Raw genomic sequence first — 22973 nt, forward strand, 5'->3', positions numbered from 1 at the left:
AGTTATCCCGGTGGCCATGTGAATTCCCTTCCGCCCAAAACGTGTCCGTGCACATGCAATACCGACTGGCCAACAGCCGCGCCTGTGTTGAACACCAAGCGATAGGCCTCCCCCACCCCTGCGTTAGCCGCAACGGTCGCCGCAGCACCAATGAGGCTCGCGGTGAGCTCTGGTGCCGCAGCGGAGAGCTCTTGAACATTGGCGTAGTGAGCAATCGGCACCACGAGCAAGTGCACAGGCGCCTGCGGGCTGATATCGCGAAAGGCGACAACATCCTCCGTGCGCAGCACAACATCAGCAGGGATCTCCCCAGCGACGATGCTGCAAAACAGGCAATCAGACATAGTTCATCCTCCCACGCCAGGCGCGGGTGGCGCTGCCCAGCGAAGCCGGGCTGCCAGGACGCTGATCGCCACCGTCCCAGCCAGCGAGGTACGCAGCACATCGGGGCCTAGCAAGACGGGAATAGCGCCCTGCGCAGAGAACAACGTCAACTCCTCGGGCGAGATCCCGCCTTCCGCCCCCACAATCAGGCAGATGTGGCCAGAAGTCGGCAAGTCTGCTGAGGCGAGCGGGATCGTTGCTGCCTCGTGCAGGAGAAAGACAGCATCAAAGTCAGCGAGCAGCGCCACGACTTCTTGGGTGGAAAGCGCTGCACTGATAACCGGAAGGCGCGAACGACGCGACTGCTTTGCGGCAGCACGCGCTGCTTGTTGCCATTTGATCAGGGCTTTGTCAGCGCGATCCCCTTTGAGTTGAACGATCGAGCGCTGAGCGGCCCAGGGAATGATGCGATCAACTCCCACTTGAGTCATCAAATCGATCGCCAGTTCACCGTGCTCACCTTTGGCCAATGCCTGAACAACAGTTATGGACGGATCCAGCGCCGGTTCGTCGCTGATGCTCTCGATGACAACGGACGCAGCACTGTTCTGTACTTCCAGCCTGCCTATGGCTTTGCGTCCGAGTCCATCGGCGAGCAACACATGTTCGCCCGAAGTCATGCGCAAAGCGGCGATCGCATGGCGCGCCTCTTGGGGCGACAATTGAACGACCGCGCCAATCTCGGCCGCACTCACGGCCTCGCACAGCAATAACTGCATCGTCACTTCTGAGTGAACGCATCCTTGAGTCGAGTGAACAATCCGGAGTTGGCCTCCGCTGATGGGTGCGATACACGCACGGCTTCTTCTTCGCGCAATTGCGCGAGTTGCTGAAGAAGGATGCGTTGCTCTTCATCAAGATCCGTGGGCACACGCACATCGAGATGCACATGCAGATCGCCACGCTGGCCACCACGGAGTCGGGCCGCCCCCTTGCCACGAAGAATGAGTTCCTCACCGGATTGGGTCCCGGCACGGACATCAAGGAGTTCATCGCCATCAAGGGTTTCCAGGCTGATGCTTGTTCCCAGCGCAGCCGATGTCATTGGCACCGCGACCCGGCAATGCAGTTCGTCACCGTGACGTTCAAAGACAGGGTGCGCAGCTTGAACGATCTCGACATAGAGATCACCGGCAGGCCCGCCATTGGGTCCAACCTCCCCCTCGCCCGTGAGTTGAATGCGAGTGCCAGTGTCGACACCTGGCGGAATCTGGATCGTCATCGTGCGACGGGTCCGCACTCGACCATCACCGGAGCACTCGTGGCAAGGATGCGGAATGGTCGTACCAAAACCTTGGCACTGCGGGCAAGGACGTGAAGTCATCACTTGCCCAAGGAACGAGCGTTGCATCTGCTGCAACTCGCCACGACCCTTGCACATCACACACACCACTGGCTGGCTGTCGCCATCGAGACCGGTGCTGTTGCACGATCCACAGCGACTGGCGGTGTCGACGGTGATGTCGCGGGTGTCGCCGAAGACCGCAGTGTTCAAGTCGATTTGCAAGCGGATGAGCGCATCTTGTCCACGACGAGCCCGCGTGCGTGGCCCGCGTTGCCCAGACCCGCCACCACCAAAGAAGGCATCCATGATGTCGCCGAAGTCGAATCCACCTTGGAATCCACCAGCGCCGGAGCCGCCTTGTCGCGGATCGCCCCCCGCGTCATACATCTGACGCTTCTCTGGATCGCTGAGCACCTCGTAGGCAGCAGTCACGTTCTTGAAACGATCCTGCGCATGTGGATCAGGATTGACATCAGGGTGAAGCTCGCGCGCAAGTTTGCGGTAGGACTTCTTGATCTCCTCCGGGCTCGCAGTTCGTTCAACGCCAAGCAGTGCGTAGAAATCGGTGCTCACTGCAGACTCACTGCTCCTCAAGTATTCGAGTTACGTATTGCGCGACCGCATTGACCGAGCGGATGGCCCCGGCGTAGTCCATATGGGTTGGGCCAACGACACCCAAGGAGGCAAGCCCCTGTCCGTGTCGGCCATAGCGAGTGGTGACAAGGGAGGTCGACTGGAGACCCTCGACATCGGTTTCTTGGCCGATGCGAACGGTGACCCCACTAGTCGTGGCCTCGCCCATCAAGCGCATCAGCACGACTTGCTCCTCCAAGGCTTCGAGCACTGGCTGAATGTCGATCGGAAAGGCCTCGCCGTACCTGGCCAGGTGGGCGGTGCCGCCGAGCACGATGCGCTCATCAACCGTCTCCATTGCAGCATCCAAGAGCGTGGCCGTGATCGATGTTGCTGCAGGGCGCAGCGCCGGTTCGCAGTTCTCCGTGAATTGCTCAAGCAGCGTGGCCAAGGCAGAGAAAGGCTGTCCCATCACAACAGTGAGAAGACGAGCGCGGAGTTCGCCAATCAACTGCTCACTGATCGGCTCATTGATTTCGATCGTGCGTTGCTCAATACGGCCGGTGTCCGCAATCAAGATCAGCAGCAATCGCGTTGTGCTGATGGCTATGAGTTCGATATGTCGAACGGAACTGCGCGTCAGTGATGGGTACTGCACCAGAGCCACCTGCCGGGTGACTTGAGCAAGCAGGCGCACGGTGCGGACCATCACGTCGTCAAGATCGACCGCGCCTGACAGGAACTGCTCAATTGCTCTGCGCTCTCCTGCTGATAGCGGCTTGACGGCCGAGAGCCGATCAACAAAGAGCCGATATCCAAGATCGGTTGGGATTCGGCCGGCACTGGTGTGCGGCTGGGCAATGTATCCCTCGTCTTCAAGGGCGGCCATGTCATTGCGGATCGTGGCTGGAGAGACGCCGAGACTGTGCCGCTCGACTAGAGCTTTGGAACCCACAGGCTCGTGAGTGGACACGTAGTCCTCGACGATGGCACGCAAGACAGCCAAACGGCGGTCTTCGAGCATGCTCACCTCCAGGCCTTAGCACTCGCAATTCTTGAGTGCCAAGTGTACGCGCGCTGAGAGCGTGAGGAAGATGGTGCAGTCGTAGGCCTACGCAGAACAAAAGGAGCAGCCAAAGATGAGTGCACGACGACCCCACCGACCTCTGGCACTGCTCCTTGGTGCGCTCGCCATAGTTCTGGCGGCAGGACTGCTGCCCGCACCGGCACAAGCCTCTATCGCCCCTTGGGTCGACCAGATCGGAACCTACGACTCCCTCATCTCACCGAACTACTCCGGGCTTGTCCCGGTGAAGTCGTTCATCAATGATCAGAACATCGGGATCGGCACCTTTGACCACCTCGATGGCGAGCTGGTGATGCTCGGCGGTGTTGCCTACCGAGTCGGCACCGACGGAACTCCGCGCCCCGTCACGAGCGTGGCCACCACGCCATTCTTCGAGACGATCGAATTCACGCCTGATTGGTCCGGGCCCGTTGCTCCAGGCACAACATGCGCCAACCTCCTGAGTGCAGTCAACACTCTCGCTCAAACCAATACCGGCGTCGTGGCGGTGCGCGTGCGTGGCACGTTCTCAGACTTGGTCACGCGCAGCGTTCCAGCCCAGAGCACTCCTTATCCTTCGCTCGCAGATGTAGTGGCCAAGCAGACGGTCTTCCAGCTTGGCTCACGAAAGGCCGTGCTGGTGGGCTTCAGAACAGGCGCGGATCTTGCCGGCATCGGGGCGCCAGGCCTGCATTTGCATGGCATCACTGCAGAAAAGACTGCAGGAGGACACGTACTGTCCTGCGCGGCCGGAAAGGACGTTCAACTGTCAGTAGAGCGGGCTGCAGGCTTCCGCGTCTCATAGGTGACCAGCCGCGTTGGGAGTCAGCAATGCGTGCGTTGCCAATGCCTTGAGCGCAAGAAGGCCATCACGGGACAGCACCGATTCGGGATGGCCTTGAACTGACGAGAAGCCAGCACCAGACAAGGATGAGACCGCCTCGGAGTCCGGCTCCGTGTGAACGCACACATCTGCCGGTGGTCGACTAGCTTGATCGACGACTGCGCTGAAACTGTTGTAGTGGCCCAGCTGCGCTCGCTGACCGAGCACATTTGCTGTGAGCACCAGTCCCTGTCGCGGTTGGTCCAAACGCTCAAGACGAAGTCCCAGTTGGGTCGCAAGGATCTGGTGACTCAGACATACCGCCAGCAGTCCGCGACCTGACGCGCGACGCTGTCGGATGACTTCATGCATGCGGGCGATTCGCGGATTCTGCAGATCTGATGGGTTACCCGGACCTGGGCCAGCCACGAGCAGATCGCAGTCTGCAATCTGGGGCTCTGACCAGGCCTGCAACGCCACACTCATCCCGAGTGCACGCAGTTGCTGCACAAGCATCGCGCTGAAGTCATCCTCGGCATCAACCACCACTGCAGTTCCGGACAGCCCCGCGCGGCTATCGAATTTGACCTTACTTTGCAGCCAGAAGCCCGACAATCCACTGTTGCGCACTTGCAGCGCGTGATCGACCGCGGGCAACTGGGCGAGATCCAGTCGCGGATTCTTTGCCCTTGCACCTCGGGCACCGATTGCCTGCAACACTCCACGCGACTTGGCGAGTGTCTCGGCAACTTCGGACACCGGGTCAGAATGACGCACCAAAGTTGCGCCAACAGGTACGCAGATGTCGCCCTTGCCGTCGAGATAGGCCGTTCTGATGAGAATTGGTGCGTCGAGACTGTGTCCATCCTTTGAGTGAACTTCGAACAAGGCCAAGACACCCGCGTAGTAACCCCGCCCAGTGGGTTCGTATTTGGCGATCACGGCACAGGCATTCTGCATAGGTGAGCCGGTGATGGTCGGAGCGAACATCGACTGGCGCAGGGCATCCAGGGGATGCACATTGGACATGCCTTCGATGACATATTCCGAGTGAGTCAAATGCGCCATCTGTTTCAGGAAAGGCCCGCGAACGCGTACTTCCGACGAACAGATGCGACTCATCATCTTGAGTTCTTCATCGACCACCATGAACAGCTCTTCCTGTTCCTTCCTGTTGTGCAAGAAATCCAATAAGCCTTCAGCTGTGGCTCCGGCTACCGGATGTCGGTAGGTGCCGGCGATGGGATTCATCTGCACCAGCGATCGCCCGAGTTCGCCAGTGGGCGCAACACTTAGGTGCTGTTCCGGGCTCGCGCCGACCATCGACAGACCAGGCGTGCATACAGCGAAAGTCCAGGCGGCCCCCGCTTCTTGCGCAAGGAGTGCTGCGAGCCACGCGATGACCGCGGAGTGTGCGGCCATCGATGTGTGCGCCCGGTAGTCACGGCGAATGACGAAATTCGAGCCCTCACCGCGACCAATCTCGTCAGCGATGATCCGGCCAACGGTGTCGGCATAGTCGGCATCACTGACGTCGAAGCCCTGCTCTCCCTCGAGCGCAGGCGAAGGACCAGCGAGCGCGAGGAACTTATCGATGGCCACCTGTTCGCGCTGCTCAATAACGAGAGATCTCAAGGGGCTGCCGTCGACTCGAGCCGCAAAGCCGCGTTCACGAATCTGCTGAAAGGGCACAAGCGCCAAGACCTCTCTTGGCTCCCCATGCTCATTCCACAGTGGAATCTCGGAAATCAGGCTTACGTCAATGACCGAGCCCACCAGCACTTCGACTTGTGAGCTGTCATGCCGATTGACCAGAGCGAAGGCCGAGTAGTCGCCTGCGACGACGCCTTCAAGGAGTGAAGTCATGCGGTGGTCCCTTGTTCGGTGCCCACCCCACGAAACGAAAAAACCGCCCATAGGGCGGTCAATGCGGATACGCGTATCCCAATGGTCGCCTAGTCGGCGGACCACCAATTCATACGCGAGAACATGACAGAACCATAACGCCAAGGCATGGTGCTCGCGTACACAACGCCGATACGCTTGCCGCTCTCCGCAACACCATCCGCGTCTTGGAGCAACCTGATGTCTGACTTCGATGTGATTGTTCTTGGCAGTGGTTTCACTGGCCTTCGAGCGGCCGTGGCCGCTAGCGCTGCGGGGGCTTCGGTGGTCGTCGTCGAGGCCCAGCCAGAGATCGGCGGTCGCAGCCAATACTCCTTCGCCCATCTCATGGGAGCCGGCACACGCTTCCAGAAGGAGGCAGGGGTGGAGGACTCGCCAGAGGCGCTGTTCAAGCAGTACATGCGCCTGCATGAGTATCAGATTGACGCTGCCAATGCCCACGCCCTGACTTTCGGCATCGGCGAGGAGATCGAGTGGCTGGCCGATAACGGGCTGGTGGTCAAGGGCATCCTGCCCAGCGAGACAAATGAAGTCAGCCGCATCCATCGTTCTGGTGGCGGCTGGAAGATCATCGAAGTACTGCTTCGGCTGGCACGGGACCAGGGCGTGGAGTTCATCCTCAACACCCGGGTCGACCGCTTGCTCACTGACGATGGGCGCGTCATCGGGGTCGAAGCAGGAGACGAAGCACTGCTGTCCAAGACCGTGATCCTTGCCACCGGCGGCTTCGGCGGTAACAAGGAGCTTGTAGCAGAGTGGCTGCCATCCGTTGCTGCGCTGGCAGGCGACTGGGTGCTGCCCGTCGGCGGCGAGGAACTGGCCCGATTTGCGCAGGGCGACGCGATCCCATTGGCTTCGGCCGTCGGTGCGCAGATTGCGGGCAAGGATCTCTGGGAGGTCACCCTTCGTCCCGGATACGTGCAGGTCTCGCTTCCTTCGCTGCCAGGACACATGGTGCTCGTGGATGCCAAGGGCCGACGCTTCGTGGACGAGTGCGCAGGCGTGGCAGCGATGCAGGGTGCGGTGCGCCACGCGCAGGGACCTGTCCACCTCATCTTTGACGACGCGGGCAAGAGTGCATACAAGCCAAGTGGCGAGATCCTGGCTCCAGGTGAGAAGAAGCAACGGCTACATCCGGACTATGTCGAGGACGTCGTCGATGCCGAAGTTGAGCGCGGCAGCATCGTGAAGGCCGACACGATCGATGAACTGGCTGTAGAGATCGGCATCGAGCCGGCATCGCTTCGCGGCACCTTGCAGCAGTACAACGAGGATGCGCGAGCCGGATATGACTCTGTGCAGTTGAAAGATCCTGCCGATATGCGGCCGATTGAAACTGGTCCGTTCTACGCGACGGAGATGCGCTTGGCCTCCGTCGGCTTCACCGGCGCAGGTCCGCGCGTCAATGCGCGAGCAGCCGTGCTCGATCAGAACAACGTGCCGATCCCGGGACTGTTTGCCGGCGGCGAGTGTGCCAGCGGCATCGCTGGCTATGGCAGTGCGATGGATGCAACGCCAACCGCGACCTGCCTGGTCTTTGGTCGCATCGCCGGTGAAAGTGCAGCAGCTTTCGCGCACAATCTCTAATTCGGAAGCAACTCTCGCACCACGGCATCAGCAAGCAGGCGTCCGGCCAAGGTCAATTGCACCCGGCCGTCATTGCGCGCAGATTCTGCAATGAGTCCACGACTGGCCAGTCCGTCAAGCACCGTCGAGTCGAAGGAATCAGCTGAGATACCTTCGGCAAGCCGCACGCCGAGCATCACTTGCTCTGTGCGCAGGTTGACATCTGTCAGCAACTCGGAATCGGCGCTTGGCGATTCATGTAGTCGAATGCGATCGGCGTATGGAGCCGGGTGCTTGATATTCCACCAACGCCGACCGTCGACATGACTGTGCGCACCCGGTCCAACTCCCCACCAGTTCTGACTGCGCCAATAAGCAAGGTTGTGCTGGCATTCGCCACCTGGCTTTGACCAATTCGAGACTTCGTACCACGGCATGCCTGCGGAAGTCATGAACTCGTCAATCAACTCGTATCGATCAGCACAGACATCGTCGTCTGGAGCCGCGAGCTCACCGCGCAGGATTCGACGACTCAGCGCAGTGCCTTCTTCAACGATCAGCGCATAAGCCGACAGGTGATCAATGCCAGCGGAGAGGGCCGTTTCAACTGACGCCTTCAAGTCATCGTCGGTCTCGCCCGGCGTTCCGTAGATCAGGTCGAGATTGACATGCTCGAATCCGGCTTCGACGGCCCACCTGGCGGCTTGCACGCTCGCACCAGGAGTGTGCGTGCGTTCAAGTATCTGCAGCACCTTGGGTGCGGCGCTTTGCATGCCAAAGGACATTCGAGTGAATCCGCCCGCACGCAAATCTTCAAGCATCTGCTGATCCACTGAATCAGGATTGGCTTCGGTCGTGACCTCGGCACCCTCGACCAGACCAAAGCTGTTCCTGATCTCCGCCAGCACGTAGTTCAAGCCATCGGAGCCGAGCAAGATCGGAGTACCGCCCCCGACGAACACCGTGCTGATCGGTTGAGAATTCGAGAGTTGCTCCGCCGCAATGCGGACCTCAGCTGCCAGCACCTCATGGAAACTGTCGCGGCGCACTTCGTTGCCAAGTTCAGTGGCCGTATAGGTGTTGAAATCGCAGTAACCGCAGCGGCTTGAGCAGAATGGAACGTGTACATACATAGAGAGCGGGCTCTCGTGGACGGCCGACACTATTTCTTCGAGGTCTCGTCGCCAGTAGACAGCGCCGCGATGAATGCCTCTTGCGGAACTTCGACACGTCCGACCATCTTCATGCGCTTCTTGCCCTCCTTCTGCTTCTCAAGGAGCTTGCGCTTACGGCTGATGTCACCGCCGTAGCACTTGGCAAGCACGTCCTTGCGGATTGCGCGGATGGTTTCGCGAGTGATCACTCGAGAGCCGATGGCTGCCTGAATCGGCACTTCGAACTGTTGACGTGGAATGAGGTCCTTCAACTTCGTGGTCATCATCGTGCCGTAGCTCATCGCCTTGTCGCGGTGCACGATCGAACTGAAGGCATCAACTGGCTCACCATGCAGCAGGATGTCGACCTTGACGAGGTCAGCGTCCTGCTCGCCGCTCAACTCATAGTCAAGGGATGCATAGCCCTTGGTCTTGGACTTCAATGCATCGAAGAAATCGAATACGATCTCAGCCATTGGCAAGGTGTACCGAAGTTCGACACGATCCTCGGAGAGGTAGTCCATCCCGAGCATCATTCCGCGACGCTGTTGGCACAGTTCCATCACCGTTCCGACAAACTCACTTGGCAAGATGACGGTGGCCTTCACGATCGGCTCATAGATATGCGCGATCTTCTGCTCCGGGAACTCACTTGGATTTGTCACGACGAACTCGCTGCCGTCATCGCGCACGAGCCGGTAGATGACGTTGGGTGCAGTCGAGATGAGATCAAGGTTGGCCTCGCGCTCGAGACGCTCGCGCACGATCTCCATGTGCAGCAGGCCAAGGAAGCCGCAGCGGAATCCGAAGCCAAGTGCGAGCGAAGTCTCCGGCTCATAGATCAGCGCAGCATCATTGAGCTTCAAACGGTCAAGGGCATCGCGCAGCAGGGGATAGTCGGAGCCATCGATCGGATACAGCCCCGAATAGACCATTGGCTTGGGATCGCGATAACCACCTAGAGATTCGGTTGCGCCTTTATGCGCGGTGGTGATGGTGTCACCGACACGCGATTGGCGAACATCCTTGACGCCCGTGATCAGGTAGCCAACCTCGCCGACGCCCAGACCCTTGGACACGACTGGCTCTGGGCTGATCACTCCGACCTCAAGCAGCTCGTGCACTGCTCCTGTCGACATCATCGCGACCTTGTCGCGGGTGCCGATGCGGCCATCGACGACGCGGACATAGGTGACTACGCCTCGATAGGTGTCGTAGACCGAGTCAAAGATGATCGCGCGAGCTGGAGCATCAGCATCGCCCGTGGGACCAGGGATCGTCTCGACCACTCGCTCCAGCACCTCACGCACTCCGAGGCCAGATTTGGCCGAGGTCAGCAAGATCTCATCAGGCGAGCAGCCGATGATGCGAGCGAGCTCAGCCGCGTACTTCTCCGGCTGCGCGGCCGGCAGGTCGATCTTGTTCAATACCGGCACGATTACCAGATCGTTCTCCAGTGCCAGGTAGAGATTGGCGAGGGTCTGAGCCTCAATGCCCTGAGCTGCATCAACCAGCAAGATGGCGCCCTCACAGGCAGCTAATGACCGCGAGACTTCATAGGTGAAGTCGACGTGCCCAGGGGTATCGATCATGTTCAGGACATATTCGATGCCATCGTCCGCCTTGTAGGGCAGCCGAACAGCCTGGGATTTGATCGTGATGCCACGCTCACGCTCGATATCCATGCGGTCCAAGTACTGAGCGCGCATTGAGCGGTCATCGACCACGCCAGTGACCTGGAGCATCCGATCCGCGAGGGTGGATTTCCCGTGGTCAATGTGGGCAATAATGCAGAAATTCCGGATAACCGATGGATCAGTTGATCCGGGCTGCGGTCCTGGCACGTGGGTCCTTCTGGTTCATGAATGGGTAGTGGGTCAGTTTAGGGCCAAGAGCTATTAGTAATTCCTCTGCGGCGAGGCTGATCGCGATGAAGGCGAACTACCAACTGGCCTTCTAAGATTTGACCGTGACCCGCGCAGTGATGACCAGTCCGAGAGTGATCGCCCTAACCCTCGTCGCCTTGGTCTCATCCACTGGCATAGCAGCGTGCGCCGGATCACGAGCGGAGGCTGACTGCAGCGCAATCCGATCTGCCTGGTCAGGAGCCTCAGCCGACCTGGATGGCTGGCGTTCCCAAGAGTTCGTGCGTAGTGGAAATCGCAAAGCCATCTATGTCGGCTACATCGAACAGACGGTCTTCTTCAAACAGGCGCAACAGCGATTCGCTGAGACATGGCCGAACGTAGACAGCGCGGATCTTCGAGATGTCCTGCGCGACGCATCATCAGCTGAGATCACCACACTTTGGAAAAACACGTTCACAGGTCAGATGGAACCCAGCGATCTGCCCGATGGCCCCCTCAGTAACACTAAATTCAAGGCTGACGTCTACGCTTTGAAGGGCGCGTGCGATCTCGATATGTCCGTGGTGCCAAGTCAGGTCCCAATGCCCGATCACCTCGGCTCCTGACAATCGCAAGAAGCTCGCACAGTGCGTCAATTGCGGTTAGTCAAGCAGTCCCGCAATTGACGCATTCGTCCAGACGTGATCAGCCACCCCCGCAGCCATGGCCGGGGTCGTGGCATATCCGCCAGCGGCCTTAGTCAGCGTCTTGTGGGGCCGAGCGAAGTTGTAGTGCATGTAGTGAAGTGACACGGCGTGAGCAAGGTTCTCGACCTTCTTGCTGAATCCGTTGGTCAGTCGCGTGAAGCGGCGCATTCCCATTCGCATGGTGAGGTTCTGACGCTCTACATAGGACGTTGAAGCCAAGGCCATATCGGGGTTGCCTGCCATGACCTTCAGGCTGATGCCGGTGCAAATGCCGGGGCTGTAGCGGCGGTCGGGACCGGTGCCAGTGGGTGAGTTGTAAATCTTGTGCAGCTGGGCATAGTCGAGTTTCCCGAAGAATGCTGACTCAACGGCCAAGGGGTATATCGAAAGTCCATCGGTGGTGAGTTGAATTCGATTGTCCAAGCGCGAGGCGAGATCTTCCATGAACGTTGTGCCGTCCTCCCTGGTGCGCTCACCCACGAGCCACGAGGGAACGAGCTTGGTATCGGCGCATATCGCGGTCCAGGTCCACACGTCGCCATAGCCGAACTCGCCCTGGTGCTCATCGGGCACGTTCTTGGCCTTCGCGTAGCAGTAGGACCAGATCTCGTCGCACTCGATCCGCGTGCAAGACAGGTTGCGCAGGGCCACGTTCTGGTAGTCCGCGCTTGCTGCTCCCAGGTCGGCCAGCAACTTCACAACGGTGTTCTTGGCTGCGCCCGTTACACGGGAAGTGGCGCGGATGCTCATGCCCTCCGTAAGGCAGCCAACGATTCTTGCCCGCTGCTCGGTGCTCAACCTGTTCATAATGACCATTATGCTTGACCGCTTACGCACAGTCAAGTCGAATGCCTCACAAAGATGCCATACAGACTTATCTCGTCTAGAGTGTCAAGTAACGAATAGGGACCGCCCGAATCAGGCAGGAGCGACAAATGACCACGGACAGCCGCGTTGTGAGCCTTGTCGAGCGTCGCAATCAACGGGACGATGAACTCCAAGCTCGCTTGCTTGAGGCTTACAACGATGGAAAGTCCCGAGGGAGCGGCCCTGGAACGAGCAGGGACCAGCTCCACCGATTCTTGGCCCGCGAAGAAGGCTAAGTCGGTAACTCACGGCAGCAGTCGCCAGACCTCAAGGGTCCGCGCTTCGTCGTCCCGCTCATAAATGATCCAAACGCCGCAGCGAAGCACCGCAAAGACAGACCCCTTAACGAGCTCCCGAGCGTCATCTGGCCAAGGGCGTTGCTCCAGTTCGCCAAGCGCTTCATCTAGTCCTCGCTGGGTAACCTCAGGGAGGGCCACGAACTCGGCAAGCGCAGGGTCCATGATCGCGGAGGGGTACTCAGGTCGCGCGACCATTCCAGGAGTGCCCATGACGTCAGTCATTACGCCACCACGCCTTGCTTGAGAGAAGAATGGTGTTGGTCGGCGGGCAACTTGTAGACCACTCTCAGGGCAGACTCCAGGAATGACAGCCATTGACGTAGCTGGTTCTCGTCCCACGTCCCCCCGATGTCCGGCAGAAGGTCCAGGGCGCCATCCACAAGCTTGTGGCTTCTAGCTGACTCACGCCTGTAAACCTCTTGCTGCTGAATGGGTTCGGCTGCTGCTGACGATGGTTCCTTTACTACGTGCGCGTGAGGAACCGTGACCGAATCTCTACCGAACGTTGGCCGAACCATCTTTGTCCTGTTGCCGGCGACTTTGAAGAGACCCGCCTGCTCCGCAGAGTCCAGTAAGCGGGTGAGAACAGTTGCTGACTTGTCTCGCTGAATCTCCCATCGGTTCTCTAGCGCGTTTCTCATGCCGGTCTCATCGGGAAGCAACTGACCATGGAAGTGATCAAGGAATGCACGGTAGAGAGGCACGCTCTCGAAGGCTTCCAAGCGCGCCCGATCTGCCATAGCAATGCTCTCAGGCCTGATCACGTTCACTCCACGTTCAGTCGCCTGGATGCCGCTGGACGGTCCCTCGACGAACCCGAACAGCTTTGCGTTCGCTAGCCGCGTGAGAAATGAGCCGTTGTTGGTACCGCTATACCCAAGCCAGATTGCCAGTTCATGTGACGAACCCAAGCCCCCATGCTCATCGAGTATGCGGGCGACCTCCACAGATTGATTGAGATCAAAGGACGTGAACTTGAATGTCGGCGCAGCCATTAGGAACCTTTCAGCAGTTTACGAGCGATTCGTAGTCTGCCGTAAAGTCGTAAGAAATGTCAAGTCGGCTCGCAGAGGTTTACGACCCCGACTTGGGAAGAGCCCATCGCGCCGCCGCCGCCTTCCTTGCAATCTCAGACCTTTGCTCTGGCGTCAGCTTCGCGGCGCGAGCCTTGCCACCTTTGAGTCCGCCCTTGCGCCCGAGGGCGACAGCTGCTGGGTCCTTGCCGTCATCCGGCATAGGTGTCTCGTCCTCATCGGTAGAGTCAGCGACTATGGACGCGGCCAATGAGTTGACATCAGTGGGGCGCTTGCGTGAGCGGTCAGGCATAGATCTATCTTCCCACGTCCACGGAAATTCGTTGCTTTCAAACTGACCCACTACCCATGAATGGGGCATTTGGCGCTTTCGCCACCATGCCGGTAGCCTACGGGTTTGCTTCATGCCCTGATGACCGCCACCTGCGGGCTCGGGGTTCCCCATCACGATTGAGTAAAGGTTGACCAGTGGCGAATATCAAGTCGCAGATCAAGCGTATCCGGACCAACGAACTGGATCGTCAGCGCAACAAGGCCGTCAAGAGTGGCCTGAAGACGTCCATTCGCAAGTTCCAGAAGGCCGCTGACGCCGGTAGCGCTGAGGCAGCCGAGCTCGCTCGCGAGGCATCGCGCGCGCTCGACAAGGCAGCAAGCAAGGGCGTCATCCACGCCAACCAGGCCGCCAACCGCAAGTCGGCCATCGCCACTCGCGCCGCCGCGCTCTAGCCACAACTTCGAAAGCCCCCATCTGCGGATGGGGGCTTTCGCATGTCAGGAATCATGGATCAACGAGCTAACTCGTTGCGTAGCCGCCGTTGACGGGAATGGTCTGACCAGTGACCCAGCCGGCTTCTTCGGACGCCAGCCATAGCACCGCTGGAGCAATGTCTGTCCACGTACCCAGCCGCTTGGTCGCGTAATTGCGAGCCATCTTGGCCTGCGCTTCTTCACTGAATGCGCCGGGAGCACCGAAGGTGCCCAGGGAAATCGAATTGAAGTTGACACCAAAACGGCTGTACTCATTTGCCAAGGACTTCATGAAGGTCATCCCCATCGCCTTCGCTGCGCCGTAGACCGCGACGCCTGGGTCGCCGATGCGGCCAGCATCGGACACGATGGTCACCACGCGTCCCCAGCCTCGTTCGATCATGCCCGGGAGCATCACGTAGCAAGTGTTGAAGGTGCCGTAGCCGTTGAGATCCACTTGGCGGTGCCATTGCGCCGGATCGGTGTCTAGAAACTTCTCCAAGGCCATTCCACTTGCAGGAATGCCTGCATTGTTCACGAGGATGTCGACGCCGCTGCCGATCGCAGACTCAGCATCTTCCTTGGCAGCGCGCAGAGCTTCCAAGTCAGAGATATCAGCGATGGCCGCTACCGCTTTGCCCCCAGCAGAGGTCAGTTCCGCCGCGATGCTGTCCGCGCGTTCGGCGAACAGGTCATTGAGAATGACCGCAGCGCCCTGACTTGAGAGCACCCGGGCGATCTCCGCACCCAGACCTTGTCCAGCGCCTGTAATGAAAGCGGTGCGCCCAGTCAGATCAAACATTCGAACTCCTGTCACTACTGTCGCGACCGCCCGCACCGTGACTGTAGAGCGCGCAAGGCACAAGCGGGAGGGAATGATCAGGATGGTTGGCGAGAGGAAGTAAGCAACACGAGCCGCTCGAGCGCGAGCATCTTTTGCTCTGGATCAAGACTGGTGCCTTCGCCGACTCCGCCCTTGGCTGCGCCGTCGGCATCACTCAATGCCACTGCTGCTGCAGCCAGTCTGCGTTGATCGCCGCTCCAGGCAGCCCACTGATGACGCAGGGCTTTGACCTTCCATGGCGGAACACCTGCCTCACGGGCAACCTCAACCTCAGAAGCTCCCGGACCAGCAGCTGCCACCCGCACGATCGACCGCAGGCCAGCAGCCATGGCCATCACCATCGGTACCGACAGATCTCCGGAATCTCGCATGGCCCAACGCAAGGCCCGCAGAGCATCAGCTGGACGTCGCTCCCACACGGCGTCAGCAACTGCGAAGCCGGTGACTCCCGTCACGCCCGCAAAATATTCACTGACTTCATCGCGACCGATTGGATCGGCTTCAATATCGGCGACGAGCTGCGAAATGGCTCCGACCAGGAGTTGTAGATCCTGACCCACAGCGTCGATCAGCGCGCTCAATGCATCGTCGGTCATGACTCGCTTGTAGGAGGCAACATCCTTGGCGAGAAATGCGCGCAATTCGCGACCCTTGAGTTGAGCGCAGACGACCTGCTCGGCACCGGACTTCTTCAACTCATCAAGCAGGTTCTTGCCCTTGACCCCGCCGGGATGAGTGAGGATCAGCCAGGCGTGATCAGGCGCATCGCGACCAAACTCACGCAGCGCTGCATCGACCTCGTCGGTGGCCTGATCAATGCCGGTCACCACAACCGCCGTCGTGTCGCCGAACAAGTTTGGCGACGAGGCCTCGCGGAGCAGGCTGGCGGCATCTTCGCCGTTGGCCGCAATCGTGCTGGTCTGGAGTTCACCTTCAGCCGCGCGCAGTTGCCCAAGTGTGGTGCGCACCACGCGATCAACAAGAAGGGGCTCATTTCCGAAGGCGATCGTGATCCGCGGGACGCCTTGAGCACTGTCGGACATGATGCGGTCAGCATCCCACGGGCTAGGCCTTGAAGGCCACGACACCCAGGCTTCCATCGGACTGCCGCGAGACGGCAATCGAACCTTGGAGATCGGTGCGCCAGACCTCGGCTCCGGCCTGCTGCCATTGCTGAATGGTGGAGGCCGAGGGATGCCCATAGTCATTTCCCACACCCACGCTGACAACGGCCAATCGCCCACCTGCCCACTGAGCGAAGCCGGCCTCCTGAAATCGGCTGCCGTGATGCGGAATCTTCGCAATGTCAGCTTGGATCGCTGGATGTTCGGACATCAACGCCGACTGAGCCTCCGGCTCGATATCCCCCGGCAGCAGGATGCGAAGCCCCTCGACTTCGATCAGTAGCACCACACTCGCGTTGTTGGGAATTGAACCCGCGTCGATGAAGCGACTCGGCCACAACACTTGCCATGACAACTCTGCCAGTTGGTGCCTCTCGCCCGTGCGCACGGTGTGCATCTCAAGACCCCGTGCAGCCAGTTCCTGCTGAATGTGCGCGGCCTCGCCTGCCGGCTCTTTCGTCGAGGTTGCGAACACAGCGCCAACTGCTCTGCCGTGCATCGCGTCGCTGAGCCCGCCAACATGGTCAGCGTGGAAGTGCGTCAACACAATGACGTCGAGAGTCGACACCTGCAATCGACTCAAGCACTGATCCACATCTCTTCCATCGAGTCCTGCATCCACCAGCATTGCCGAACTTGGGCCACTGCGAATGACGAGTGCATCGCCTTGGCCCACATCACATGCGACAAAGATCCAATCCGACATCGGCCAGCCGCGAGGCGCTGCCAACCAAGGCACCAACAGAACAAGTGTCAAGCCAAATGCAACAAGCCCAAGACGCAATTTGAGTGGAGTTCCATGTGGAAAATGTGCGAGCAGGAATGATCGAGCGCAAAGCAGCAGTCCGAGCAAGGCAATCGCAAGCAAGGCGCCATTGACTCCCGATGGCCACGGCACAACTGCGAGCGGCGAGGAAGACATCGCAAAGGCGACTGTTGCGATCCACGATGCGAACCACGAGGCAATCAAGCCGGTAAGCACGGCGATCCCTGGCAGCAGAGTTCCGAGTGCTGCGGTGATGAGACCAAGCACCGTAATCACCGGAACCACCGGCATCGCAAGCAGATTCGCTGGTATTCCGGCAAGTCCGACAGTGCTACCCATCGCAATGATGATCGGGGTGGTCGCCAGTTGCGCGCTCAGCGTGACGCCCAGACCTTCGAGCAACGGCAAAGGCCACGAACTCAAGTGCCTCCGCAACCAGAGCAATACCAACGGCGACCACAGAATGAGTCCACCTGTTGCGGCTACTGAAAGCGCGAAACCCCAGGAGACCGCAAGCTCCGGGGCAATGGCGATGAGCAGGGCAATGCTGACTGCCAGCACCCCAGTTCCTCGCCGTTGACCGCCGGTGAGCAGGCCGATCAGCACGACCGCGCCCATCACCGCTGCCCGCAAAACGCTTGGCTGCGGACGCACCAGAACCACGAACCAAGCCAAGGCAAGGAGACAACAGATGACTTGACCGCCTAGACGCAGTCGGCACCAGCGTGCCAGCCCAAAGACAAGCACGATGATCACTGCGACATTGCCACCCGACACCGCCGTGAGATGCGACAGTCCAGCCGTGCGCATGGCCTGCGTCAATTCGGACGATTGCTCACCCTGGGCACCGATGGTCAGGCCCGCTACAAGAGCTGCTGCATCGGGCGGTCGATTAGCTACCGCAGCACGAAGACCTGTGCGCAAGTCATTTGCAATCTGATCAACGAATCCGGGAGTGCTCAGCACTGCGATGTCACCACGAACGCGGATGAATGCCGCTGTTGCAGGCAGTTTCCCAGGCGCGAGTGGACCGCGCAGACGCACCTGCGTCCCGATGGCAGGCGGAGTCTGCGCACTTGCCACCTGGAAGGGCAGCGCCATTTCCCACGACTGCTGCCCTGAACTCAAGGTCGAGGACGCAAAGAGAAATTGGTATTCCGGCTCGAGTTGCCAGAGTCGACTTTTCGAAGAGACAACGAGGCGTCCTTCGCTTTCAACAATGCCGGTCAAGACGACCTCGCTATGCGAACTGGCGAGCGAATTCAGTGGTTCAGCCACCATCGGCAGCAAGTGAATCGCGGCCGCAGCAGTGCCCATTGCGGCAGTTGCAAAGACTGCAAGCACTGGACTTGATCGCAAAGTGGGTCTTCGCCAAGCCACAATGACAGCCAGGAGCAGCACCGCAGCGGAAAGAACGAGAGCAAACTGCGAAAACTCACGAATGTTGAATTCTCCTGAACTAGCAAGGAGTTCGAGCGCAAGCGCCCCCAACCACAGTGCCACGGCAGGCAGCAGAATGCGCGAAAGCCTCACATCTGCACATGGGCGCGCAGTTGCGACATGAGAGCCGTTCCGATTCCGGACACCTCATCGAGTTCATCAATGCTGCGAAAGGATCCATGCTCTTTTCGATAGTCGAGAATTCGCTGGGCGAGTACAGGTCCGACTCCGGGGAGTTCTTCGAACTGCTGAGCGCTGGCTGAATTCAGACTGACTTTCCCGTCTGAGGCGCCGCCTGCTGCAGCGCCTGACGCATCGAGGCGAATCTGCTCGCCATCAACAAGAATGCGTGCCAGGTTGACTGAGCCCTCAGCTTTTGTTGAGGTGGCTCCACCGGCTGCCTTGAGAGCTTCGGCAACTCGACTTCCCACAGCGAGATGGACGAGCCCCGGCCTGCGCACAGCACCGACCACATGCACCACGACTTCTGACCCACCCACGGTCGGAAGGGGAGTTGCAGTACTGGTGACCAAGTGATCCGCAATGGGCACAACCGGCTGGGCTCGTCCCTGCCACCACATCCAGCCAACAATCAAGAAGGCGACTGAACCAAGAGTGACCAAGACCCGCCACGAACGCGCATCCAGACGCGGGATTCGCGCGCTCTCAGTACGGGCAGGTGGAAGAAGCAGCTGTGGCTCATGGCCGTGTTCCGGGAGCCACTGCTGCGCCAGACGCTCGAGTCGCGCTTGGATCGCGGGAGGAACCGAAAACACATCGGCAATCTAGAAGTGGATCGCTCCACAACTGCAAAGGACAGGAGTAACTGTGGACGAAGTCACGCGATTGCGTCGTTGGTGCACAGCAGTCGACATTCAGTGATGGACTGTGTACCCCGGCACTTATCGGGGTGACGACGACTCTGTCGCCGCGCCGATGACAAGGAGGCTAAGTGACCGATCAACTACTGGACGACTTGCGGGTTCTGGATCTGTCCTTGTGGCAACCAGGTCACTATGCGACGCAATTGTTGGCCGACCTCGGTGCAGAAGTCATCAAGGTTGAACCACCAGGTGGTGATCGCGAAAGAGCAGTGCTCGATCGGCATATCAATTTCAACGGCCGCAAGGGCAGCGTCGTGCTGAATCTCAAAGAGGATCGGGATCGGGCGCGGATGATGGAGATGGTTGCGGACGCCGACGTCGTGGTCGAGGGCTACCGGCCAGGAGTCGCAGCGCGTTTGGGAGTGAGCTACGAGCAGCTCCAGAAAGTGAATCCAGCCATTGTGTTGTGCTCGATCTCTGGCTTTGGCCAAACCGGGCCGCTCGCCGCCGAAACGGGTCACGAGCACAACTATCAGGCCTACGCCGGTGCGATGACCGTGAACCCAGGACAGCCGCCAGTCTCCCCTGGCTTGTTGGTCGGTGATCAAGGCTCGGGCATGACGGCTGCCTTCGGGATCCTCGCGGCCGTCTTGTGCGCACGACGGACGGGCATTGGGGAGCATGTTGATGTCTCCATGACTGATGTTCTGGCATCTTGGGTCGCACCGCTCGGGGCAGTGGATGCGCGACGCCCGGGCCTGCAAGCCGAGAACGGCCAAGGCGGCAGCCCAGGGATGGGAACTTTCTGCACGGCGGACGGCCAATGGGTTGTTCTTGGCGTCTACAGCGAGGACCATTTCTGGGATGCGCTGTGTCGCTGCCTGGACCTTCCCGAGCACCTCGGCTTGACCATGGCCGAGCGCAGCTCCCAGGCACAGTCCCTTGCTGCGAATGTCGCTGACGCGATCGCCAGCCGCAACTGCCAGGAGCTTTTGGATCAACTGCGCCGCGCAGCTGTACCTATTGCCCCGGTGCTGACCCGGCAGCAGATGTTGGAGCATCCACACTTCCGTGAGCGCGGCACTTTGACGATAGGCCCGGACGGCTACCTGACGCTTGGACACCCAATCAGGTATCGAGTGCATCCTGCACTGCCGCCAGGTTTGGCCCCTGAGTTGGGCGACAATCCATTCGCATGATCTCTTCGATTTATGCAGGGACGATGTTGACGAGCTTGGGAGCTCGGACAATCACCGTGCGCAGTTCCTGCCCCTGCAGAGCTGAGGCAACAGAGGCGAGCGCGAGTTCGCGCAGGGCCTCTTCGGTGATGTCTGGTGAAACCTCTAGGCGCTCGCGAACTTTGCCCGCAATTTGCACAACGCAGATCACAGAGTCTTCGACGAGCAGTGCCGGATCGACCGTGGGCCAACCGGCAAGTGCGACTGCGGGCTCATGCCCTAGGCGCATCCACATGTCTTCAGATGTGTACGGCGCCACCAGCGAAAGCATCACCGCTACTGCCTCTGCGGCCTCGCGAACCGCAGGGTCTGCTGGTCCAGGTCCGCTGTCGATTGCCTTGCGCGTGACATTGACCAACTCCATTGCCCGAGCGATGGCAACGTTGAAACGGAAACTCTCAACAGCGTGAGCAGCATCGTTGATGGCCTTGTGCGTGGCCTTGCGAAGCGCAAGATCACCTGTGGTGAAGTCGACTCCAGGATCGCTTGTCACGTCACCGGACAGCCGCCACGCACGCGCAAGAAATCTCTTTGAACCACCGGGCGATACATCGGCCCAGTCAACGTCATCCTCTGGTGGACCTGCGAAGACCATGGTGAGTCGAATGGCATCGACGCCGTGCTCATTGAGTTCGTCCGAAAGACGAACAAGATTGCCGCGACTCTTGCTCATCGCTGAGCCGTCCATCACGACCATGCCCTGGTTCAGCAAGCGTGTGAACGGTTCAGTGAAATCGAGCAAGTCCATGTCGTGCAAGACCTTGGTGAAGAAACGGCTGTACAGCAGGTGCAAGATCGCATGCGTGACTCCGCCAACATATTGATCAACTGGCAGCCACTTGCGAACTTCTTCGGCGTCAAACATCGCGCTGCCGTTATGCGGATTCACGAAGCGCAGGAAGTACCAAGAGGAGTCGAAGAAGGTATCCATCGTGTCGGTGTCGCGCACCGCGGGCTCACCGCACTTCGGGCACGGAACATGCGACCACTGCGTTGCTGCACCCAGCGGCGAAGTGCCCTTGGGCTTGAGATCCAGACCCTCGGCTGAAGGCAACTTCACCGGCAGCTGATCAAGCGGAACTGGAACCTCGCCACAGTTTGGGCAATGGATGATCGGGATAGGGGTTCCCCAATAACGCTGGCGGGAAATCAGCCAATCGCGCAAGCGATAGTTCACCGCTTCCTTGCCGGTTCCACGCTCGGCAAGGATGGCAATCATTGCCTCGATGCTCTCCTGCTTTCCAAGTCCATCGAGTGGTCCGGAATTCACATGCAAGCCGTCGTCGGCGGTCGCAATGCCAGTGACCGCCGGGTCCTCCCCAGCATCGACCACCATGCGTACTGGCAAGTTGAAGGTGCGGGCAAAATCGAGATCTCGCTGATCGTGGGCTGGCACAGCCATGATCGCGCCAGTGCCGTAGTCGGCCAGAACGTAATCCGAAGCCCAGATCTGAATGCGTTCGCCATTGACCGGATTTATTGCGTAGCGCTCCAGGAAGACACCGGTCTTCGCGCGACTCGAATCAAGACGATCCATCTCGCTGCTCTTCTTGACCTCATCGAGGTAGGCAGCAAAAGCACTCTCCGCTGAAGTTCCTGCCGCAAGTTCCGTTGCCAGATCTGAATCCGCAGCGACCACGAAGAATGTGGCACCGAACAAGGTGTCAGGACGAGTCGTATAGACGGTCACTGGCTCGGCTCGGCCTTCAATCTCGAAGGCCACCTCGGCACCAGTCGACTTGCCGATCCAGTTGCGCTGCATTAGCAGCACCTTCTCTGGCCAACCTTCTTCGAGCAGGCTCATGTCATCGAGAAGTCGATCGGCGTAATCAGTGATGCGCAGGTACCACTGGGTCAGCTTCTTCTTCGTGACGACGGCATCGCATCGCTCACACAATCCGCCGATGACCTGCTCATTTGCAAGCACCGTCTGGTCGTTGGGACACCAGTTGACTGCGCTGTCCTTGCGGTAGGCCAGCCCGCGCTCAAACATCTGCAGGAAGAACCATTGATTCCAGTGGTAGTACTCCGGATCGCAAGTGTTGAATACCCGGTCCCAATCGAAGGAGCAGGCGTACCGCCGCATCGAAATCTTCTGTTGCTCGATGTTCTCGTAGGTCCAGTCGACAGGATCTGAACCGCGCTTGATCGCCGCGTTCTCCGCGGGCAGACCGAAGGCATCCCAACCAATGGGGTGCATGACATTGAAGCCCTTTTGCACCCAGTAGCGGGCGACGACATCGCCGAGCGCATACGCCTCCGCATGTCCCATGTGAAGGTCGCCCGATGGGTACGGGAACATGTCGAGCACGTACTTCTTGGGTCGTGGATCATCAACAAGACCGGAACGGAACGGCGCGAGCTCATCCCAGATCGGCAGCCATCGATCCTGAATCGATTCGAAGTCATACGCGCCCGGTTCGGGTACTTGATCCGATGCGAAATTGGGCGCGGTGGTCTGCTCAGTCATGGGATCGCAA

Annotated in this window: 22 protein-coding genes; 6 read left to right on the forward strand and 16 right to left on the reverse strand. The window is 59.5% G+C overall.

The genetic code is table 11. The features are described from left to right. Window positions 1–2: 2 nt before the first annotated feature. From Q7L55_05345 to hrcA, 4 genes are read right to left on the reverse strand one after another with little or no spacing between them, the layout of a single operon-like run. Window positions 3–344, reverse strand: coding sequence for an HIT domain-containing protein (locus Q7L55_05345; protein ID MDO8731983.1), 342 nt, complete (start codon window positions 342–344; stop codon window positions 3–5). A 3-nt stretch (window positions 345–347) separates the two neighbouring features. Beyond that, the gene (locus Q7L55_05350; GenBank protein MDO8731984.1) at window positions 348–1103 is read right to left on the reverse strand and encodes a 16S rRNA (uracil(1498)-N(3))-methyltransferase; all 756 of its coding nucleotides are present in this window, start codon (window positions 1101–1103) and stop codon (window positions 348–350) included. 2 nt (window positions 1104–1105) lie between these two features. Continuing rightward, window positions 1106–2242, reverse strand: a complete 1137-nt coding sequence (gene dnaJ / locus Q7L55_05355) for a molecular chaperone DnaJ (protein MDO8731985.1) — start codon at window positions 2240–2242, stop codon at window positions 1106–1108. A gap of 7 nt (window positions 2243–2249) precedes the next feature. Further along, the gene (gene hrcA / locus Q7L55_05360) at window positions 2250–3266 is read right to left on the reverse strand and encodes a heat-inducible transcriptional repressor HrcA (protein MDO8731986.1); all 1017 of its coding nucleotides are present in this window, start codon (window positions 3264–3266) and stop codon (window positions 2250–2252) included. A 115-nt stretch (window positions 3267–3381) separates the two neighbouring features. Between hrcA and Q7L55_05365 the strand changes: the two genes are divergently transcribed. Continuing rightward, complete coding sequence (locus Q7L55_05365) at window positions 3382–4113, forward strand: acetolactate decarboxylase (GenBank protein MDO8731987.1); 732 nt, start codon at window positions 3382–3384, stop codon at window positions 4111–4113. Here Q7L55_05365 and Q7L55_05370 read toward each other — a convergent pair. Next, complete coding sequence (locus tag Q7L55_05370; GenBank protein MDO8731988.1) at window positions 4108–5997, reverse strand: chorismate-binding protein; 1890 nt, start codon at window positions 5995–5997, stop codon at window positions 4108–4110. The two genes, Q7L55_05365 and Q7L55_05370, sit on opposite strands and share 6 nt — an antisense overlap. Window positions 5998–6216: 219 nt before the next feature. Between Q7L55_05370 and Q7L55_05375 the strand changes: the two genes are divergently transcribed. Next, on the forward strand, window positions 6217–7623 hold the full coding sequence (locus tag Q7L55_05375) for an FAD-dependent oxidoreductase (protein ID MDO8731989.1): 1407 nt from the start codon (window positions 6217–6219) through the stop codon (window positions 7621–7623). Here Q7L55_05375 and hemW read toward each other — a convergent pair. Next, complete coding sequence (gene hemW, locus Q7L55_05380; protein ID MDO8731990.1) at window positions 7620–8735, reverse strand: radical SAM family heme chaperone HemW; 1116 nt, start codon at window positions 8733–8735, stop codon at window positions 7620–7622. The genes Q7L55_05375 and hemW overlap by 4 nt on opposite strands. Before the next feature lie 29 nt (window positions 8736–8764). Beyond that, window positions 8765–10600 (reverse strand): translation elongation factor 4, encoded by a 1836-nt coding sequence (lepA, locus tag Q7L55_05385; GenBank protein MDO8731991.1) that lies wholly within the window; start codon window positions 10598–10600, stop codon window positions 8765–8767. Between the two features lie 125 nt (window positions 10601–10725). Between lepA and Q7L55_05390 the strand changes: the two genes are divergently transcribed. Beyond that, entirely contained in the window at window positions 10726–11229 is a 504-nt protein-coding gene (locus tag Q7L55_05390) for a hypothetical protein (GenBank protein ID MDO8731992.1), read from the forward strand. A 36-nt stretch (window positions 11230–11265) separates the two neighbouring features. Here the strand turns inward: Q7L55_05390 and Q7L55_05395 are convergent, their stop codons facing one another. Further along, window positions 11266–12117 (reverse strand): IS1 family transposase, encoded by an 852-nt coding sequence (locus tag Q7L55_05395; GenBank protein ID MDO8731993.1) that lies wholly within the window; start codon window positions 12115–12117, stop codon window positions 11266–11268. 128 nt (window positions 12118–12245) lie between these two features. Here Q7L55_05395 and Q7L55_05400 point away from each other — a divergent pair, with 128 nt between their 5' ends. Next, window positions 12246–12413, forward strand: coding sequence for a hypothetical protein (locus tag Q7L55_05400; GenBank protein ID MDO8731994.1), 168 nt, complete (start codon window positions 12246–12248; stop codon window positions 12411–12413). A 9-nt stretch (window positions 12414–12422) separates the two neighbouring features. On the opposite strand, the gene Q7L55_05405 is transcribed toward Q7L55_05400, so the two are convergent. The 3 genes from Q7L55_05405 to Q7L55_05415 all read right to left on the reverse strand — a co-directional run bounded on the left by Q7L55_05405 (window position 12423) and on the right by Q7L55_05415 (window position 13802). After that, window positions 12423–12698, reverse strand: coding sequence for a hypothetical protein (locus Q7L55_05405; GenBank protein ID MDO8731995.1), 276 nt, complete (start codon window positions 12696–12698; stop codon window positions 12423–12425). Continuing rightward, entirely contained in the window at window positions 12698–13471 is a 774-nt protein-coding gene (locus tag Q7L55_05410) for a hypothetical protein (protein ID MDO8731996.1), read from the reverse strand. Before Q7L55_05410 ends, Q7L55_05405 begins: the two co-directional genes overlap by 1 nt. Window positions 13472–13550: 79 nt before the next feature. Further along, window positions 13551–13802, reverse strand: a complete 252-nt coding sequence (locus Q7L55_05415; GenBank protein ID MDO8731997.1) for a hypothetical protein — start codon at window positions 13800–13802, stop codon at window positions 13551–13553. A 176-nt stretch (window positions 13803–13978) separates the two neighbouring features. Between Q7L55_05415 and rpsT the strand changes: the two genes are divergently transcribed. Next, window positions 13979–14236 (forward strand): 30S ribosomal protein S20, encoded by a 258-nt coding sequence (rpsT, locus tag Q7L55_05420; GenBank protein ID MDO8731998.1) that lies wholly within the window; start codon window positions 13979–13981, stop codon window positions 14234–14236. 67 nt (window positions 14237–14303) lie between these two features. Here rpsT and Q7L55_05425 read toward each other — a convergent pair whose 3' ends face one another. The 4 genes from Q7L55_05425 to Q7L55_05440 all read right to left on the reverse strand — a co-directional run bounded on the left by Q7L55_05425 (window position 14304) and on the right by Q7L55_05440 (window position 19207). Continuing rightward, window positions 14304–15059 carry an SDR family NAD(P)-dependent oxidoreductase gene (locus Q7L55_05425; GenBank protein ID MDO8731999.1) on the reverse strand — a complete coding sequence of 252 codons (756 nt, stop codon included), beginning with the start codon at window positions 15057–15059 and terminating at the stop codon, window positions 14304–14306. 77 nt (window positions 15060–15136) lie between these two features. After that, window positions 15137–16144, reverse strand: a complete 1008-nt coding sequence (gene holA / locus Q7L55_05430; protein MDO8732000.1) for a DNA polymerase III subunit delta — start codon at window positions 16142–16144, stop codon at window positions 15137–15139. 22 nt (window positions 16145–16166) lie between these two features. Beyond that, window positions 16167–18524: a DNA internalization-related competence protein ComEC/Rec2 gene (locus tag Q7L55_05435; protein MDO8732001.1), complete on the reverse strand. Its 2358-nt coding sequence runs from the start codon at window positions 18522–18524 to the stop codon at window positions 16167–16169. Then, window positions 18521–19207 (reverse strand): ComEA family DNA-binding protein, encoded by a 687-nt coding sequence (locus Q7L55_05440; GenBank protein MDO8732002.1) that lies wholly within the window; start codon window positions 19205–19207, stop codon window positions 18521–18523. The genes Q7L55_05435 and Q7L55_05440 overlap by 4 nt, the downstream gene beginning before the upstream one ends. A gap of 176 nt (window positions 19208–19383) precedes the next feature. Between Q7L55_05440 and Q7L55_05445 the strand changes: the two genes are divergently transcribed. Next, window positions 19384–20454 carry a CoA transferase gene (locus Q7L55_05445; GenBank protein ID MDO8732003.1) on the forward strand — a complete coding sequence of 357 codons (1071 nt, stop codon included), beginning with the start codon at window positions 19384–19386 and terminating at the stop codon, window positions 20452–20454. 10 nt (window positions 20455–20464) lie between these two features. Here Q7L55_05445 and leuS read toward each other — a convergent pair whose 3' ends face one another. Beyond that, window positions 20465–22963 (reverse strand): leucine--tRNA ligase, encoded by a 2499-nt coding sequence (gene leuS / locus Q7L55_05450; GenBank protein MDO8732004.1) that lies wholly within the window; start codon window positions 22961–22963, stop codon window positions 20465–20467. Between the last annotated feature and the right edge of the window lie 10 nt (window positions 22964–22973).

The sequence above is a fragment of the Actinomycetota bacterium genome, from assembly GCA_030650795.1.
Lineage (GTDB): Bacteria > Actinomycetota > Actinomycetes > S36-B12 > S36-B12 > UBA11398.